The sequence below is a fragment of the Aquipseudomonas alcaligenes genome, from assembly GCF_003205495.1.
Taxonomy (GTDB): domain Bacteria; phylum Pseudomonadota; class Gammaproteobacteria; order Pseudomonadales; family Pseudomonadaceae; genus Aquipseudomonas; species Aquipseudomonas alcaligenes_B.
In genome coordinates this window covers 68396-85883 of the sequence record NZ_QJRX01000003.1, presented here as the reverse complement: position 1 = coordinate 85883, position 17488 = coordinate 68396, and the positions used below count along the sequence as shown (strand labels likewise).

Here is a 17488-nt window from a genome sequence, read left to right as displayed (position 1 = left end):
CGTCATCCGAACGCGGCCTCGGCGTTTTCAGGCGTCCGGCAGGGCTTGCCAGCCGCTGGCGGTGCGCCGCTCCAGGCGCGCCGGCTGGCCGTCCAGGCGCAGCAGGTGCAGCCAGCCGTGCTGCACCAGGTCGCGGACCACCGTGTGGGCCTCGATCACCCGGTCGATCATCGCCTGCGGCGCTTCGATGACCACGTGCAGGCGCAGCGGCCGGTGTAGCCACTGCTGCCCGTCGTGCAGCGACTGGCGGGCCAGGCCGATGCGCAAATCGCCGCCGTTGCCCTCGAACACGCCGATATGGCCGCCCACCACGTTGTGCAGCAGCTTGTTGCCACTGCCGAAACGCAGGTTGTCGGTGGTGGAGGTGAAGTACTGCAGGTTGATCCAGTGCGCCACCACCATGGGCGCGGTCATGATCAGCTCCAGCACTCTGCCCTCGCGGTCCTGGCGCCAGTCGTAGTCGTGCAGGAAGGCGCGGCCCTGCAGGTCGACGTCACGGGTGCGCGCACGCGGCGCGGCGATGAACGCGGCGTTGCCGGCCAGGCCCCATTCGGGGCGGGTCTGCGCCCAGTCGCGGGCGCGCCGGCGCAGCAGGTCGAGCAGCTTGCCCGGCTGCTCGCGCGCCGCCGCCAGGCCCAGCGCATCGGCACGCTCCTGGCGCACCCGCACGGTGGCCTGGTCGAGGGCCTGGCGCAGGCGCTGCCAGGCGGGCTGCAGGGCGGCCGGCAGATTCTGCTGGCCGAAAATCCGCACCTCGTCGGTGCTGGTGTTGTGCAGGCCGGCCAGCACCTGGCAGTGCGCCGGCAGCTCATGCCCGCGGCTGCGCAGCTCGGCCCTCACTTCAGCGTCGTTGAGCAGGCTGGCCAGCAGGCGCGCATTGACCTCGCCGCTCTGCCCGCAGCAGGCGCCGCAATCGAGGCCAGCCGCCTGGGGGTTGTTGGCACTCTGGCTGCCATGGCCGATCAGCACCAGCAATTCCGGCACTTGGCCGCTGAGGCCCATGGCCTGGAGGATGCGCGTGGCCAGCTCGGCCTTCTGCGCCAGGCTCATGGTCGGCAATTGCGGGCTCAGGCGTTGCCACTCGGCATCGCGCCAGGCGCTGCGGTGGACCTCCGGCGTGCCGCCGAGCAAACCGCTGGTGCGCCCGACCAGGGTGCCGGCATAGCCCAGGCCGATGCTCTCGACCAGGCTGAAGGTGGAGGCCGGCAGGCGCTCGAACAGGCGCCAGCGACCCTGGCGCGCCAGTCGCTGCTGGCGCACCTGAGCGAGTTGCCGGTCCTGCGCGGCGTCGCCGCTGCTGTCGCTGACCTGCAGCTGCGGCGCCAGCAGGCCCGGCAGCTGCGGGCGGGTAGCGCAGGTGCCCAGCGGCGTGTAGGCGATGGGCAGGCCGAAGAAGCCGGCGAAGCCGCCGGTCTCGAGTTCCGGGCAGACCTGCTCCAGGGCCCGGCGCAGCGGCTCGGAACGCACATCGATGCAGAAGAACAGTTTGGCCAGCGGCACCTGCGCCGGGGTGGCCGCAGGCGCCTGGCCGAGCCGGCGCTGCAGTTGTTCCTGCCAGGCCAGCTCATCGGCCCGCTGCCACAGCTGCAGGGCCTGCCAGGTGGCCGAGGGTGATTGCTGCAGGCCGGCCTGCCAGGCCGTGCGCCAACGCTGCCAGCGGCTCTGCGCATCGCGCTGGCGGTCATCCACCAGCCATTCCCAGGCCGCGCGAATGGCCAGCAGTTCCACCAGGGTCTGGTCGTCGCCGCCCTGCAGGCGTGCCTGCCAGCGCCGGTAGGCGCACCAGGAGGCCCAGCCCAGGCTGCGCAGCAGCAGGCAGTCGAACCAGGGCTCCCAGTCATCACGGGCCAGGCCCAGGCGCTGCACCGCCGCTTCCAGCGCCGCCTGCGGCTGCAGCGGCAGTTCGCTGATGCGCCCGTGCAGGTCGGCACAGGCACTGAGCACGCTGAGCCCGCGATCCGCCAGCATGCTGCTGCGCCAGGCCTGGTACAGCCCGACGCCGGCATCCGGGCGCCAGTCGGCCTGCTCGTGGTCGAACCAGGCGGCGCAGCACTGGCCGATCTGCTGGGTGATCAGTGTCGGCCAGCCAGGCAGGGCGATGCCCGGGTCGGCCAGGTCTTCCAGCAGCGGCAGGCCGCTGGTGTGCTCCGGCTCGGCATCCAGGGCGGTCAGCAACTGCTCGACTGTCCAGGCCTGGTCCTGCTCGGCCAGGGCCTGCTGCAGGTGGCGCGCGCCGATGCGGCCGGCCTGCCAGGCTTGCCGGTAGTCCGCGGCGGCCAGGCTCAGGCGGCTGCCGGCGCGCTGCCAGAGCTGCGCGGCGACGGTCTGCCAGGGCAGGTCGCGACGCTCCCACAGGGGGCTGACGGCGATCATGCGATCCAGCGGCCAGGTCGGCGCGATGCGTTCACAGGCCTGCCGGGCAGCGCCGTGCAGGGCGTCCCGGTCGAGGCCGGGGAAGTGTTCGTGCGCGGTCATGGGCGATCTCCTGTGGCGCGGGGCGAAACCTGCGGCGCGCGGACCGGCCACAGGCGGAAGGTGAGGCGGGTGAAGTGCTCATCCAGGTAGAAGCCGGCGAAGGCCAGCGGATATAGGCGCCGCGCCAGGGCGCCCTGGGGGCGGGCGAGAATCAGCGCCTGCAGCAGGTAGAGGCCGAGGAACAGCAGCAGCGCCAGCGCGCTCAGCGGCCAGGATGCGGCGCTTCCCGGCTGCTGCAGTATCCAGGCCGCGGCCTGGTGCCAGAGCAGGTAGGCGCCGAGCAGCAGGACGAACATCGCCAGCCCGTAGAGCACCTGGCCACGGTGCAGGCACCAGGGCGCCAGGCCGACGGCGAGAATGGCCAGAGCCACCAGCGGTAGCGCCTGGGACGGCAGCAGCCAGACCCACAGCCCCTGCAGTAGTGCCAGAGTCATACCGGCCAGCAACAGGGCCAGCAGCAGGCCAGCAAGACCGGGCGCAGGCGCCTGGGGCTGCAGCGCGTGCTGCCGTGCCTGGGCCACGGTCTCGCCAGCGGCGAGGAAGGCGTGGGCCTTGTACAGCGAGTGGGCGAGCAGGTGCACCAGCGCCAGTTCATACAGGCCCAGGCCGCATTCCAGCAGCATCAGGCCCATCTGCGCGCAGGTCGACCAGGCCAGGCGCACCTTGATGCTGATGCGCGTCATCATCACCAGCGCGGCGATCACCGCGGTCAGCCCGCCGACCACCACCAGCAGGCTCTGCGCCGGCACGGCGGCGGAGAACAGCGGAGCGAAGCGCAGCAGCAGGAAGCCGCCGAGGTTGACCAGCCCGGCATGCAGCAGCGCCGACACCGGCGTCGGCGCCTCCATCACCTGGATCAGCCAGCCGTGCACCGGCAGCTGCGCCGACTTGAGGATCACCGCCAGGGCCAGCAGCAGCGCGGCCAGCTGCAGGTCCCAGCCCAGCTGGCCGCTGGCCTGCAGGCGGGTGTTCAGGCTCTCCAGAATGATCGCGATATTGCTGTCGCCACTCGCGCGGATCAGCAGCAGCGCGGCGAGAATCAGGCCGACATCGGCCAGGCGGCTGGCGAGGAATTTCTTGTGCGCCACCACCAGCGCCTGAGGGCGGTCGCGGTAGAAGGTCAGCAACTGGTGCAGGCTCAGGCTGGAGAGTATCCAGGCGCCCACCAGCAGGATCAGGTCGGTGCTGGTCACCACCGTGGCCACGGCGGCCAGGGTGACCAACAGGGCCAGCACGTAGCGGCGCTGGCCGGGCTCGCCCTCCAGGTAACGCCACGAGTACTCGATGATCACCCAGGCCAGCAGGCCGACCAGGCCGAGCATGGCCAGCCCCAGGCGGTCGTTGTCCTGGCCGTCCAGCGCCGCCTGCAGCCAGGCGCCCAGCACCAGGGCCAGGCCCAGGCCGCCAGCGATGCGCGCGGGCCACCAGAACCCGCGCAGCCATGCTGCCAGCAACAGCGCCAGGGCGAAGAGCCAGGGCATCCCCTGAGCCAGAGGGAAGGACAGGCTGAACATGAGGCGATCTCCATGGGGGCGCGATGGCGCTAGTCTCATGGAGCGCTTGAACTATTAAAAATAGATAGATAAGAATTGTTCGTTCACTTTAGAAGAACGAAATATGCGCCGGCTGAATTTCCATCACCTGCACTACTTCTGGGCCGTGGCCAAGGAAGGCAACCTGACCCGCGCCGCCGAGGCGCTGCACGTGTCGCAGTCGGCCCTGTCCACGCAGATCCGCGTGCTCGAAGAACAGCTCGGCCACCCGCTGTTCATCCGCGCCGGCCGCAGCCTGCAGCTGACCGAGGCGGGACGCCTGGTGCTGGACTACGCCGAGACCATCTTCGCCCTCGGCAACGAACTGCAAACCACCCTGCTGAGCACCCGCCAGGTCAGCCAGACGCTGCGCATCGGCGCGGTGGCCACGCTGTCGCGCAACTTCCAGGAAAACCTGCTGCGCCCCTTCCTCGGCCGCGACGACCTGCGCATCACCCTCGAATCCGGCAGCCTGGACGAGCTGCTGGAGCGCCTGGCCCTGCACAAGCTGGACGTGGTGCTGACCAACCGGGCGGTCAGCGCCGACAGCCTGCGCCCCTGGCAATGCCGCCTGCTCGACCGCCAGGCGGTGTGCCTGATCGGCCCGCCACGTGCCGACGCACAGCCCTTCGACCTGCGCCGCGACCTGCAGCAGGCCCGCCTGATCGTGCCGGGGCGCAGCAGCGATGTACGCAGCCAGTTCGAGGTCTACTGCCACAGCCATGGCCTGAACCCGATCATCTGTGCCGAGGTCGACGACATGGCCATGCTGCGCCTGCTGGCGCGCGACTCCGGCGACCTGGCCCTGCTGCCGGCCGTGGTGGTGCAGGACGAGCTGCGCAGCGGCGCCCTGCAGCTGTATGCCGAAGTGCCGGATATCGCCGAGCAGTTCTTCGCCGTGACCCTGCAGCGTCAGTTCAGACTGGGCATCCTGGATGAGCTGCTGAATCGTTTCGATCGCAAGGAGTGAGACGGCAGCGGCGCGGTTGGACACCGCCTGTAGCCCAACAGGCTGCCATGCCAGGCGCGTGAAAGACGCCTTCCCGTCGCTCTCAAGCGCTGCTGAGGCAACACCGCCACAAGGCATGCGAGCGCGCTGGCGTGAAAGACGCTACCCTGCACGACCTCCGCGCGCAGTCGATCAGCGATGCCCCAGCGCAGGCTCGCCATGGCAACTGGCCAGCCTCGCGGTAGATCGGCCTGCGCACTATCGACGGTGCACAGGGCCCGCCCTGGCCAGGATTGCGGCCAACAGTGCCGGCTCGGGGCAAAAGTCTTGGACAGCGATGCCCCGCCCAATTAGACAACTTAAGCTAAGTCATTGATTTATGGATGTTTCAGCACACACACCGATGATGCAGCAGTACTGGAAGCTGAAGAACCAGCATCCGGACATGCTGATGTTCTACCGCATGGGCGACTTCTACGAGCTGTTCTACGAGGATGCCAAGAAGGCCGCGGCCCTGCTCGACATCACCCTTACCGCCCGTGGCCAGTCGGCCGGCCAGGCCATTCCCATGGCCGGCATCCCCTTCCACTCGGCAGAGGGCTACCTGGCACGTCTGGTGAAGTTCGGCGAATCGGTGGCGATCTGCGAACAGATCGGTGACCCGGCCACCAGCAAGGGCCCGGTGGAACGCCAGGTGGTGCGCATCATCACCCCGGGCACCATCAGCGACGAGGCGCTGCTCGACGAGCGCCGCGACAACCTGGTCGGCGCCGTGCTGGGCGACGAGAAGCTGTTCGGCCTGGCCATGCTCGACATCACCAGCGGCCGCTTCAGCGTGCAGGAACTGAAAGGCTGGGAGAACCTGCTGGCCGAGCTGGAGCGCCTGGCCCCGGCCGAGCTGTTGATCCCCGACGACTGGCCCCAGGGCCTGCCGCTGGAGAAACGCCGCGGCGTGCGCCGCCGCGCGCCCTGGGACTTCGAGCTGGACAGCGCGCGCAAGAGCCTGTGCCAGCAGTTCGCCGTGCAGGACCTCAAGGGCTTCGGCTGCGAAGGCCTGACTCTGGCCATCGGCGCCGCCGGCTGCCTGCTGGCCTATGCCAAGGAGACCCAGCGCACTGCCCTGCCGCACCTGCGCAGCCTGCGCCACGAACGCCTGGACGACACCGTCATCCTCGACGGCGCCAGCCGCCGCAACCTGGAGCTGGACACCAACCTCGCTGGCGGCCGCGACAACACCCTGCAATCGGTGGTCGACCGCTGCCAGACCGCCATGGGCTCGCGCCTGCTGACCCGCTGGCTGAACCGTCCGCTGCGCGACCGCAGCGTGCTGGAGGCGCGCCAGGAGGCCATCGCCTGCCTGCTGGAGCGCTACCGCTTCGAGCTGCTGCAGCCGCAGCTCAAGGACATCGGCGACGTCGAGCGCATCCTTGCCCGCATCGGCCTGCGCAACGCCCGCCCACGTGACCTGGCGCGCCTGCGCGACGCCCTCGCCGCGCTGCCGCAGCTGCAAGGCGCGATGGCCGAGCTGGACGCCCCGCACCTGGCCGAGCTGGCAGTGAACATCCGCACCTACCCGGAGCTGGCCGACCTGCTGCAACGGGCGATCATCGACAACCCGCCGGCGGTGATCCGCGACGGCGGGGTGCTCAAGACCGGCTACGACGCCGAGCTGGACGAGCTGCAGTCGATCAGCGAGAACGCCGGCCAGTACCTGATGGACCTGGAGGCGCGCGAGAAGGAGCGCACCGGCCTGGCCAACCTCAAGGTCGGCTACAACCGGGTGCATGGCTACTTCATCGAACTGCCCAGCAAGCAGGCCGAGTCGGCGCCGGCCGACTACATCCGCCGGCAGACCCTGAAAGGCGCCGAGCGCTTCATCACCCCGGAACTGAAGGCCTTCGAGGACAAGGCGCTGTCGGCCAAGAGCCGCGCCCTGGCCCGTGAGAAGCAGCTGTACGAGGAGCTGCTGGAACTGCTCATCGCCCAGCTGGCACCGCTGCAGGACACCGCCGCCGCCCTGGCCGAGCTGGACGTGCTGGCCAACCTGGCCGAGCGCGCGCTGAACCTCGACCTCAATCGTCCACGCTTCGTCGAGGAGCCCTGCCTGCGTATCGACCAGGGCCGTCACCCGGTGGTCGAGCAGGTGCTCGACACGCCCTTCGTGGCCAACGACCTGAGCCTCGACGACAGCACCCGCATGCTGATCATCACCGGCCCGAACATGGGCGGTAAGTCCACCTACATGCGCCAGACCGCGCTGATCGTGCTGCTCGCCCACATCGGTAGCTACGTGCCGGCAACCCGCTGCGAGCTGTCGCTGGTGGACCGCATCTTCACCCGCATCGGCTCCAGCGATGACCTGGCCGGCGGCCGCTCGACCTTCATGGTGGAGATGAGCGAGACCGCCAACATCCTGCACAACGCCAGCGACCGCAGCCTGGTACTGATGGACGAGGTGGGCCGCGGCACCAGCACCTTCGATGGCCTGTCGCTGGCCTGGTCGGCCGCCGAACACCTGGCCAAGCTGCGCGCCTGGACCCTGTTCGCCACCCATTACTTCGAGCTGACCGTACTGCCGGAAAGCGAGCCGGTGGTGGCCAACGTGCACCTCAACGCCACCGAGCACAACGAGCGCATCGTCTTCCTGCATCACGTGCTGCCCGGCCCGGCCAGCCAGAGCTATGGCCTGGCGGTGGCGCAGCTGGCCGGCGTGCCCGCCCCGGTGATCACCCGCGCCCGCGAGCACCTGGCGCGCCTGGAGACCACCAGCCTGCCGCACGAGGTGCCGCGCAGCGAGCCTGGCCAGCCGGCCGCTCCGCTGCAGAACGACCTGTTCGCCAGCCTGCCGCACCCGGTGCTGGAGGAATTGGGCAAGATCAATCCCGATGATCTGACCCCGCGCCGCGCCCTGGAACTGTTATATACATGGAAGACGCGCATCTAACGCCGGCCCGATCAAACTGGTAGAATCGCGCGCATTTTTACGACTGCCCGGTTTACAGCCTGAGCCGCGGCCATTATCGAGCACCTGCAAGCCCCGCACAGATGGGGCTCAGGCTGCCGCCCGAGGAGACAATCAGCATGACCTTCGTCGTCACCGACAACTGCATCAAGTGCAAATACACCGACTGCGTGGAAGTCTGCCCGGTGGACTGCTTCTACGAAGGCCCGAACTTCCTGGTGATCCACCCGGACGAGTGCATCGACTGCGCCCTGTGCGAGCCGGAGTGCCCGGCCCAGGCAATCTTCTCCGAGGACGAGGTGCCCGAGGACATGCAGGAATTCATCGAACTGAACGCCGACCTGGCGGAAGTCTGGCCGAACATCACCGAGAAGAAGGAAGCGCTGCCGGACGCCGAGGAGTGGGACGGTGTGAAGGACAAGCTGCAGCACCTCGAGCGCTAAGCGCCCGCCACGCAAAAGGCCCGCATCTGCGGGCCTTTTCGTTTCTGCCTTTCCTGCGGGCAAAAAAAGGGGCGGTGATTAACCGCCCGCTCTTTCTTCCCTACTCCCTGAGAATCCTTTCATCTTCCTGATGAACTGCATCCTGCAGTGGTTCCTCGATCACCGTCCTGGCGACCGTGCCTTCTCCCTAGGCACAGCTTCATATTAGCGTCTCGCCGCGGCCGAACAAGGCCGCCACCCGGCCGCCGCGCCGCGCCCGCGGACCCAAGCCACAAGAATAAGTTATTAAATATCAGATACTTGCCATATTAAGACCGCAAAGAATGGATCACAGCCAGCGCAAATATCCTGAGATGTCCTACATGCCATGTAAGCGATCGCTTACATGGCCGGACAATAAAAAGCCCGGCCAGCGCCGGGCTTTCAGGTGAAGGGCTACGCCTACTGGAACAGGGCGTCGCTGGACAGTCCGTTCTTCTCCAGGATTTCCCGCAGCCGCTTGAGCGCCTCGACCTGGATCTGCCGCACCCGCTCGCGGGTCAGGCCGATCTCCTGGCCGACCTCCTCCAGGGTGCAGCTCTCGTGGCCACGCAGGCCGAAGCGGCGCACCACCACCTCGCGCTGCTTGTCGGTGAGTTCGGACAGCCACTGATCGATACTCTCCGACAGGTCATCGTCCTGCAGCAGGTCGCAGGGGTCGCTCGGACGATCATCGGTCAGGGTGTCGAGCAGGGTCTTGTCGGAGTCCGGCCCGAGGGAAACGTCCACCGAGGTGACCCGCTCGTTGAGACCGAGCATGCGCTTGACCTCGTCGACCGGCTTCTCCAGCAGGTTGGCGATCTCTTCGGCAGAGGGTTCGTGGTCGAGTTTCTGGGTCAGCTCGCGGGCCGCGCGCAGATAGACGTTGAGCTCCTTCACCACATGGATCGGCAGGCGGATCGTGCGGGTCTGGTTCATGATCGCCCGCTCGATGGTCTGGCGGATCCACCAGGTGGCGTAGGTGGAGAAACGGAAACCGCGCTCCGGATCGAACTTCTCCACCGCACGGATCAGGCCGAGGTTGCCCTCTTCGATCAGGTCCAGCAGGGACAGGCCACGATTGACGTAGCGGCGGGCGATCTTCACCACCAGGCGCAGGTTGCTCTCGATCATGCGCTTGCGCCCGGCAGGGTCGCCCTTCTGCGCCAGACGCGCGAAGTGCACCTCTTCCTGCGGGGTGAGCAGCGGGGAAAATCCGATTTCGTTGAGATACAGCTGGGTCGCGTCGAGCGCCCGCGTGTAGTCGATGTACTTGTGCTGCTTGAGATTGCTGGTCGCGGTCTTGGATTTGCTGCTGGAGAGCGACAGCTCGGCTTCCTCTGTCAGGTCTTCCAGAACGATGCCGGGCTCCATGAGAAGCACTTCGTCATCGAGGTCAAACTCCGGCGCTTCTTTGCTGAGTGCCATTGTTGTTGTCCTGTGCTGAGTTCGACAACAAGCCTTGGCGACACCCGTTCCAGTTCCACATCAGGGAGAGCCGGCCCCCCAGACCAGTCGAAACCCTGGCCTGCCGCCGATCATTGCGCACCTGATGAATCGCTGGATGACTCCCTGGCAACACCAAAGCCCGCTCCTGCCACGCATGGAACAGGCTGGCACAGAGTCAACGACGAGGCAGATATTGCAGGGGGTCTACAGGTTTGCCCTGGCGGCGAATCTCGAAGTGGAGTTTCACCCGGTCGGTTCCCGTGGAACCCATCTCGGCGATATGCTGTCCGACTTTGACCTGCTGTCCCTCCCGCACCAGCAGCCTGCGGTTATGTCCGTAGGCGCTTACGTAGGCATCGCTGTGCTTGATGATCACCAGTTCACCGTAGCCCCGTAAACCACTTCCGGCGTACACAACGGAACCATCAGCCGCAGCCAAAACAGGCTGGCCCAATTCTCCGGCGATATCAATTCCTTTATTCAAACTCCCGTTTGAGGAGAATTTGCCGATCAGTACGCCATTGGCAGGCCAGGCCCAGCCCTTGGCCGAGCGTGGCACCGACTGCACCTTGCCGGCCGCGGCGGGAGTGCCACTGGCCACCGGAGGCCGGCTCGCCGGCTGCGGCGGCGCATTCTGCAGCGGCGGCTGCGCCTGTACCGGGGGGCGGGCGGCGGGCGGCGGCACGCTGGTCACCGCAGGCCTGCTCGGCTGGGCGACCACCGGCGCACCGCCCTGCTGGGGCAGGTCGAAGCGGATGCGCTGCCCTGGGCGGATCACGTAGGGCGCGGGGATATTGTTGCGCGCAGCCAGGGCTTTCCAGTCCCAGCCGAAGCGAAAGGCGATGGAGTACAGGGTATCGCCGCGCTGCACCGTGTACTGGCCGCTGGTGGCCTGCGGGCGGGTGGCCTGCGCACTGCCCTGGGTGCGATCCACCACCTGTACGCTGTTCGACGACTTGCTGCTGCAGCCCGCCAGTAACGCGGCGAAAACCGCAACGGCCAGAGCCTGGCGCTTGCGCTGCTGTGTGAGACTCACCCCGTGCTCCTGTGTCGGTGCTGCATGAATTGGTGCGCGCATTGTGCCGGATTTATTCGCCGGCACCAGCCGCCCGTTGCTTGCGCCCGGCCAGCCACTCCAGGCCGAGCACCAGCACCACGCCGGCCACGGCGAGCAGGATGGCTGCCAGCAACTGGGCGTCCTGGCCACTCTGCTGGGCAAACTGCAGCGGCCAGAGGTTTTCCTGCAATACCGGCACCTGCTGGCCATGGCTGTCGGCACGCCAGGTCAGGGTCTGCTTCCAGGGCCAGACCTTGTTCAGCGAGCCCAGCATCAGGCCGGTGAGGAAGGCCAGGGTGAGGTCGCGAAAACGCGCCAGCAGCCAGCTGAGCAGACGGGCGAAACTGAGAATGCCGACCAGGCAGCCGGCGGCGAACACCGCCAGCACGGCGATATCGAGGCTCTTCACCGCGCCCAGCACCAGGCTGTACAGGCCCATCAGCACCAGCAGGAAGCTGCCGGAAATGCCCGGCAGGATCATCGCGCAGATGGCGATGGCTCCGGCCAGGAACAGGCTCAACGGGTCATGCCCCCACTGGATGGGCGAAGCCACGGTGATCCACCAGGCGAAGGCGCCGCCGAGCACGAAGCTGAGCACGCGGGTCCAGTTCCAGCGTCCGATCTCGCGCGCCACCAGGTGGCTGGAGACCAGGATCAGGCCGAAGAAGAACGACCATACCGGGATCGGGTGATGTTCCAGCAGCCAGGTGATCAGACGTGCCAGGCTGAACACGCTGGTCAGGATGCCGCTCAGCAGCACCAGCAGGAAGGTCGCGTTGGCCATCTGCCAGGCCTTGACCACACGCCCGCGCAGCAGCTGCAGGGCCGCCTCGGGAATGCTTGCGATGGAGCGCAGCAGCTCGTCGTAGATGCCGCTGATGAAGGCAACCGTGCCGCCGGACACGCCGGGCACGACATCGGCGGCGCCCATGGCGACGCCCTTGGCAAATAACAGGAAGGGATTCTGCATTGGGCTTTCCGTAGCGCGAAGGGTCAGGCCAGGGGCCCGTTGAGCAGTGGCACGAAGCGCACCAGGTCCAGCACATGACGGGAGTAGCCGTCCTCTTCGCGGACGATCAGCAGCAGTTCCTGCACATCGCCCGCCCCCACCGGAATCACCAGGCGACCGCCGATGGCCAGCTGGTCCAGCAGCGCCTGCGGCACCTCGGCAGCGGCGGCGGTGACCATGATGCCGTGGTACGGACCGAGGGCGTTCCAGCCTTCCCAGCCATCACCCCAGCGAAACACCACGTTGCGCAGCTTGAGCTCGGCCAGGCGCTCCTTGGCGCGGTCCTGCAGGCTCTGGATGCGCTCCACCGAGAACACTCGCTCCACCAGCTGTGCCAGCACGGCGGTCTGGTAGCCGGAACCGGTGCCGATCTCCAGCACCTTGTCCAGAGGGCCGCCGGCGAGCAGCAGCTCGGTCATGCGCCCGACAATATAGGGCTGGGAGATGGTCTGGTTGTGGCCGATGGGCAGCGCGGTGTCCTCGTAGGCGCGATGGGCCAGGGCCTCGTCGACGAACAGGTGGCGCGGCGTGCGGCGGATCACCTCGAGCACATGAGGGTTGGACAAGCCCTCCTCGTACAGGCGCTCGATCAGGCGCTCGCGGGTGCGCTGCGAGGTCATGCCGATGCCGTGGCGCTGCAGGTGATCGTTGCCGCGCATCACAGCAGCCCCTCCAGCCAGCCGCCAAGGCTATCGAAGGCCTCGTGGAAGGTCCGGTCCAGCTGCAGCGGGGTGATCGACACGTAGCCCTGCATCACTGCGTGGAAGTCGGTACCCGGCCCGCCGTCCTCGGCATCGCCGGATACCGAGATCCAGTAGCCCTCCTTGCCACGCGGATTGACCTGCTTGACCGGCGCGGCGGCGCGCGCGCGGTGGCCGAGGCGGGTCAGCTGCACGCCACGGATATGCTCCAGCGGCAGGTTAGGCACGTTGACGTTGAGCACGGTGCGTGGCGGCAGGGCGAGGCGCTCGTGGGCCTCGACCAGCTTGCGGGCGAAGTAGGCGGCGGTCGGCAGGTTGGTCGGCTGGCGCGACAGCAGCGAGAAGGCGAACGCCGGCTTGCTCAGGAAGCGCCCTTCCAGGGCCGCCGCGACGGTGCCGGAATAGAGCACGTCGTCGCCCAGGTTGGCGCCCAGGTTGATGCCCGACACCACCATGTCCGGCACCGGATCGAGCAGGGCGTTGAGGCCCAGGTGCACGCAGTCGGTCGGCGTGCCGTTGAGGCCGATGAAGCCGTTGGGCAGGGTCGCCGGATGCAGCGGACGGTCGAGGGTCAGCGCACTGCTGGCACCGCTCTTGTCCTCGCTCGGGGCGATCACCACGCACTCGGCGTAGTCGTGCAACGCGTCGTGCAGCGCGGCGATGCCGGGTGCCATCACCCCGTCGTCGTTGGAGATCAGAATTCGCATGGAGTATCCGTCTGTTCCGCCGGTAGCAGGTCGACCAGTTCGCGCACCACCACGGTGGCGAAGCAGCCGGCCGGCAGAACGAAAGCCAGTTGCAGTACGTCAGGCTCGGGATAATGCCACGACAGGTCGGCGATGGGGAGGCGCAGGATGCGCCGTTCGTGCGCCATGCCCGCCATGCCCAGCCAGCCGGCCAGCGCCGCCTGCTCGCCGGCCAGGCGCTGCTCCAGCAGGTGCGTGGCGCCGGCCGCCGGCGACGGACCTTCGCCCCACAGCGGACCGGTCGGATGCAGGTCCAGTGCGGCCAGGCGCGGGTCATGGGTTTCCGCCTCGCCGGCCATGAAGAAGCTGCGGCTGTCGGTGAAGGCCAGCAGGTCGCCGGCCTGCGCGTGATTCCAGCTGCCCTCGGCGACCCGCGCCGCCAGCACGCGGTTGAAGATCAGGCTGCGTGCCGCCGACAGCAGGCGCGAGCGGCGGTTGCGCTGCTCCGGCAGCACGCTCTCGGCGGCGAAGTGCAGGGCCTCGACGATATTGCCGCCGGCATGGCCGAAACGCTGCAGGCCGAAGTAGTTGGGTACGCCTTCGGCCCGGATTGCCTGCAGGCGCTGCTCCAGCGCGGCGCGGTCAGCCTCGAGCGCGGTCAGGCGCAAGGTGAAGCCGTTGGCCGCGTGGGCGCCGCGCTGCAGCTTGCGCGAGTGGCGCGCGCTCCTGAGGATGCTCAGTTCCGGGCCGGTGGCGGCGCCCAGATCGGGATCGGCCTTGCCCGGCAGGTGCAGACTGAACCACTGGCGGGTCAATGCCTGGCGATCCTTCAGCCCGGCGTAGCTGATATGGCGTTGCGACACGCCGGCGGCACGGGCCAGGCGGCGGGCCGCCTCCTCGGTGTTGAGGCCGCGCTTCTCCACCCATAGCCAGAGGTGCTCACCCTGGCCGGACAGCGGGATGTCGAGCACCTCGTCGACCTGGAAGTCCTCGGCCACCGCCTTCAGCACGGCCGTGCCGCAGGCCTCGCCATGGGCGCGCGGGCCCAGCAGTTCGGCTTCGTTCATGCCCTGAGCAGCAGGGCCACGGCATGCACCGCGATCCCTTCCTCGCGGCCGGTGAAACCCAGCTTCTCGGTGGTGGTGGCCTTGACGTTGACCGCGTCCAGCTCGACGCCGAGGTCCTCGGCGATGCGCGCGCGCATGCTCTCGATATGCGGCGCCATCTTCGGCGCCTGGGCCACTATGGTGGCGTCGACGTTGCCGACCACATAGCCCTTGGCACGGATCAGGCCGAGCACGTGGCGCAGCAGCGCACGGCTGTCGGCGCCCTTGAAGCTCGGGTCGGTATCGGGGAAGTGCTTGCCGATATCGCCCAAGGCCGCGGCGCCGAGCAGCGCATCGCTGAGCGCATGCAGCAGCACGTCGCCGTCGGAATGGGCGATCAGCCCGAACCTGTGGGGAATCCGCACGCCGCCGAGGGTGATGAAATCGCCCTCGCCAAAGCGATGAACGTCGTAGCCGTGACCGATACGCATGATGGAAATGCCTTGAAAAGTCCGGCCGCGATTCTACCCCAGGCGGGCGCCGTGCTCGCGCAATGGATCGCCAAAGAGTGCGCCACAGCAGCACTCATGCACGCAGCAAGCTGGCCCAGGCCAGCAGCAGACTGATGCTGACCACCAGGGTCAGGGGCCGGCGCAGCGCCGGATACCATTGCGGCGCCAGGCCCAGCGCGGTCGCACGCAGGTCGGCGAAGTAGAGCAGCACGAAGGCGAAAAGGAAGATCGGCAGAGCCAGTCCGAAGGGCATACCGCTGGCTACGGCAACCCAGCCCAGCAACGGCGGAATCACCGACAGGCCCAGCTGCAGCCTGGCACGCTCGTCGTTGGCCTGGGCACGCATCGCCAGGCCCCAGTGGATGGCCCCCATGAAGGCCAGGATCACGGCCGCATAATCCAGCAGCGCGCTCATCACGAAAGGCTGCCAGCTGCTCGGAGTGACCCAGATGCCCAGCGCGCCGCTGACGAAAGGAATCAGGCCGGCATAGCCTAGGTGCATGGCCAACTGCTGAGGCTGCTTGGCTTCGAAGGGATGCATGACAGGCTCCTCTGGCTGAGGGCACTCGGGTTAGTCAGACCGGCGCCCCGACTGCAAATGCCGACTACCCGCCGCTAGAGAGTAGCGCTGCCGCATGATGGCGCAGATGGTCGTCGATAAAGCTGGCGATGAAGTAGTAGCTGTGGTCGTAGCCCGGCTGCATCCGCAGGGTCAGCGGATGCCCGGCGGCCCTGGCGGCGGCCTGCAGGGCCTGGGGCTTGAGCTGGACGGCGAGGAAGTCGTCGCGGTCGCCCTGGTCGACCAGGATCGGCAGCTTCTCTGGCGCCTCGGCCAGCAGCGCGCAGGCGTCCCATTCGCGCCAGCGCGAACGATCCTCACCCAGATAGCGGGAGAAGGCCTTCTCGCCCCAGGGACAGTCCAGCGGGTTGGCGATGGGCGCGAAGGCGGAGACCGAGCGATAGCGTCCGGGATTCTTCAGCGCGCAGATCAGCGCGCCATGCCCGCCCATGGAATGGCCGGCGACGCCACGCCGGTCGCCGACCGGGAAGTTCGCCTCGATCAGCGCCGGCAACTCCTGCACCACGTAGTCGTACATACGGTAGTGCCGCGCCCAGGGCTCCTGGGTGGCATTGAGGTAGAAGCCGGCACCGAGGCCGAAGTCCCAGGCGCCCTCCGGGTCGTCCGGTACCCCTGCGCCGCGCGGACTGGTGTCCGGCGCCACCAGCACCAGCCCCAGCTCGGCGGCCAGGCGCTGGGCGCCGGCCTTCTGCATGAAATTCTCGTCGGTGCAGGTCAGGCCGCTCAGCCAGTACAGCACCGGCAGGCGGGCACCCTCCTGCTCCGCCTGTGGCGGCAGGTAGACGGCGAACTGCATGTCGCAGTTCAGCGCAGTCGAGCGGTGCCGGTAGCGCTTGTGCCAGCCACCGAAGCTCTTGTTGCCGGAGACGATTTCCAGGCTCATCGCGGCGCCCTCAGAAGTGGATGACGGTGCGGATGCTCTGGCCTTCGTGCATCAGGTCGAAGGCGCTGTTGATCTCGTCCAGGCCCATGGTGTGGGTGATGAAGGTGTCCAGCGGGATCTCGCCGCTCTGCGCCTTGGCCACATAGCCGGGCAGCTCGGTGCGGCCCTTCACGCCGCCGAAGGCGCTGCCGCGCCAGACGCGCCCGGTGACCAGCTGGAACGGCCGGGTGCTGATCTCGGCGCCGGCCGGCGCCACGCCGATGATGGTCGACTCGCCCCAGCCCTTGTGGCAGCACTCCAGCGCCGCGCGCATCAGCTGCACGTTGCCGACGCATTCGAAGGAATAGTCGACGCCGCCGTCGGTCATCTCGACTATCACTTCCTGGATCGGCTTGGCGTGCTCCTGCGGGTTGACGAAGTCGGTGGCACCCAGCTCGCGGGCCACCGCGAACTTGGCCGGGTTGATATCGATGGCGATGATGCGCGCGGCCTTGGCCATCTTGGCGCCTATGATCGCCGCCAGGCCGATGCCGCCCAGGCCGAAGATGGCCACGGTGGCGCCCTCCTCGACCTTGGCGGTGTTGAGTACGGCGCCGATACCGGTGGTGACGCCGCAGCCGAGCAGGCAGACCTTCTCCAGCGGCGCCTCCTTGGGGATCTTGGCCAGGGATATTTCCGGCAGCACGGTGTATTCGGAGAAGGTCGAGCAGCCCATGTAGTGGTAGACCGGCTGGCCCTGGTAGGAGAAGCGCGTGGTGCCGTCCGGCATCAGGCCCTTGCCCTGGGTGGCGCGCACCGCCTGGCACAGGTTGGTCTTGCCCGAGGTGCAGAACTTGCACTGGCGGCATTCGGCCGTGTACAGCGGGATCACGTGGTCGCCCACCGCCAGCGAGGTCACGCCCTCGCCCACCGCCTCGACGATGCCGCCGCCCTCGTGGCCGAGGATGCAGGGGAACACGCCCTCGCTGTCCTGGCCGGACAGGGTGTAGGCGTCGGTGTGGCACACACCGCTGGCGACGATGCGCACCAGCACCTCACCGGCCTTGGGCGGCGCCACGTCCACCTCGACGATCTGCAGCGGCTGGTTGGGGCCGAAGGCCACGGCGGCACGGGACTTGATCATGAATTCGCACTCCAGCGGTTGGGCACAGTGGCGAGAGTGTAGAACAGCCCCATTTCGGGAATA

General features: G+C 67.9%; 15 protein-coding genes. 3 read left to right on the top strand and 12 right to left on the bottom strand.

What is annotated here, in order from left to right:
* Positions 1-27: 27 nt before the first annotated feature.
* Both DMO17_RS05660 and DMO17_RS05655 read right to left on the bottom strand, forming a co-directional pair.
* Complete coding sequence (locus tag DMO17_RS05660) at positions 28-2475, bottom strand: YbcC family protein (protein WP_110681532.1); 2448 nt, start codon at positions 2473-2475, stop codon at positions 28-30.
* On the bottom strand, positions 2472-3989 hold the full coding sequence (locus tag DMO17_RS05655) for an NADH-quinone oxidoreductase subunit L (RefSeq protein WP_110681531.1): 1518 nt from the start codon (positions 3987-3989) through the stop codon (positions 2472-2474). Before DMO17_RS05655 ends, DMO17_RS05660 begins: the two co-directional genes overlap by 4 nt.
* Positions 3990-4092: 103 nt before the next feature.
* On the opposite strand from DMO17_RS05655, the gene DMO17_RS05650 reads away from it, so the two are divergent.
* The 3 genes from DMO17_RS05650 (at position 4093) to fdxA (ending at position 8361) form a co-directional block, all read left to right on the top strand.
* A complete protein-coding gene (locus DMO17_RS05650; protein ID WP_110681530.1) occupies positions 4093-4977 on the top strand; it encodes a LysR family transcriptional regulator in 885 nt (294 codons plus the stop codon).
* A gap of 358 nt (positions 4978-5335) precedes the next feature.
* Positions 5336-7900 (top strand): DNA mismatch repair protein MutS, encoded by a 2565-nt coding sequence (mutS, locus tag DMO17_RS05645; RefSeq protein ID WP_110681529.1) that lies wholly within the window; start codon positions 5336-5338, stop codon positions 7898-7900.
* A gap of 137 nt (positions 7901-8037) precedes the next feature.
* A complete protein-coding gene (fdxA, locus tag DMO17_RS05640) occupies positions 8038-8361 on the top strand; it encodes a ferredoxin FdxA (protein ID WP_110681528.1) in 324 nt (107 codons plus the stop codon).
* A 441-nt stretch (positions 8362-8802) separates the two neighbouring features.
* Here fdxA and rpoS read toward each other — a convergent pair whose 3' ends face one another.
* From rpoS to DMO17_RS05590, 10 genes are all read right to left on the bottom strand, one after another.
* Positions 8803-9807 (bottom strand): RNA polymerase sigma factor RpoS, encoded by a 1005-nt coding sequence (gene rpoS, locus DMO17_RS05635; protein ID WP_110681527.1) that lies wholly within the window; start codon positions 9805-9807, stop codon positions 8803-8805.
* A gap of 196 nt (positions 9808-10003) precedes the next feature.
* Positions 10004-10864: a peptidoglycan DD-metalloendopeptidase family protein gene (locus tag DMO17_RS05630; protein WP_258371473.1), complete on the bottom strand. Its 861-nt coding sequence runs from the start codon at positions 10862-10864 to the stop codon at positions 10004-10006.
* A gap of 52 nt (positions 10865-10916) precedes the next feature.
* A complete protein-coding gene (locus tag DMO17_RS05625; protein ID WP_110681525.1) occupies positions 10917-11855 on the bottom strand; it encodes a polyprenyl-phosphate transporter in 939 nt (312 codons plus the stop codon).
* 23 nt (positions 11856-11878) lie between these two features.
* Entirely contained in the window at positions 11879-12553 is a 675-nt protein-coding gene (locus DMO17_RS05620) for a protein-L-isoaspartate(D-aspartate) O-methyltransferase (RefSeq protein WP_110681524.1), read from the bottom strand.
* Positions 12553-13302: a 5'/3'-nucleotidase SurE gene (surE, locus tag DMO17_RS05615; RefSeq protein ID WP_110681523.1), complete on the bottom strand. Its 750-nt coding sequence runs from the start codon at positions 13300-13302 to the stop codon at positions 12553-12555. The genes DMO17_RS05620 and surE overlap by 1 nt, the downstream gene beginning before the upstream one ends.
* Complete coding sequence (gene truD, locus DMO17_RS05610) at positions 13290-14348, bottom strand: tRNA pseudouridine(13) synthase TruD (RefSeq protein ID WP_110681522.1); 1059 nt, start codon at positions 14346-14348, stop codon at positions 13290-13292. Before truD ends, surE begins: the two co-directional genes overlap by 13 nt.
* Positions 14345-14818 carry a 2-C-methyl-D-erythritol 2,4-cyclodiphosphate synthase gene (ispF, locus tag DMO17_RS05605; RefSeq protein ID WP_110681521.1) on the bottom strand — a complete coding sequence of 158 codons (474 nt, stop codon included), beginning with the start codon at positions 14816-14818 and terminating at the stop codon, positions 14345-14347. The genes truD and ispF overlap by 4 nt, the downstream gene beginning before the upstream one ends.
* A gap of 94 nt (positions 14819-14912) precedes the next feature.
* Positions 14913-15380, bottom strand: coding sequence for a DUF3429 domain-containing protein (locus DMO17_RS05600; RefSeq protein ID WP_110681520.1), 468 nt, complete (start codon positions 15378-15380; stop codon positions 14913-14915).
* Positions 15381-15444: 64 nt separating this feature from the next.
* Positions 15445-16302, bottom strand: coding sequence for an S-formylglutathione hydrolase (gene fghA / locus DMO17_RS05595; RefSeq protein ID WP_110681519.1), 858 nt, complete (start codon positions 16300-16302; stop codon positions 15445-15447).
* Between the two features lie 10 nt (positions 16303-16312).
* Positions 16313-17425, bottom strand: coding sequence for an S-(hydroxymethyl)glutathione dehydrogenase/class III alcohol dehydrogenase (locus DMO17_RS05590; protein ID WP_110681518.1), 1113 nt, complete (start codon positions 17423-17425; stop codon positions 16313-16315).
* Between the last annotated feature and the right edge of the window lie 63 nt (positions 17426-17488).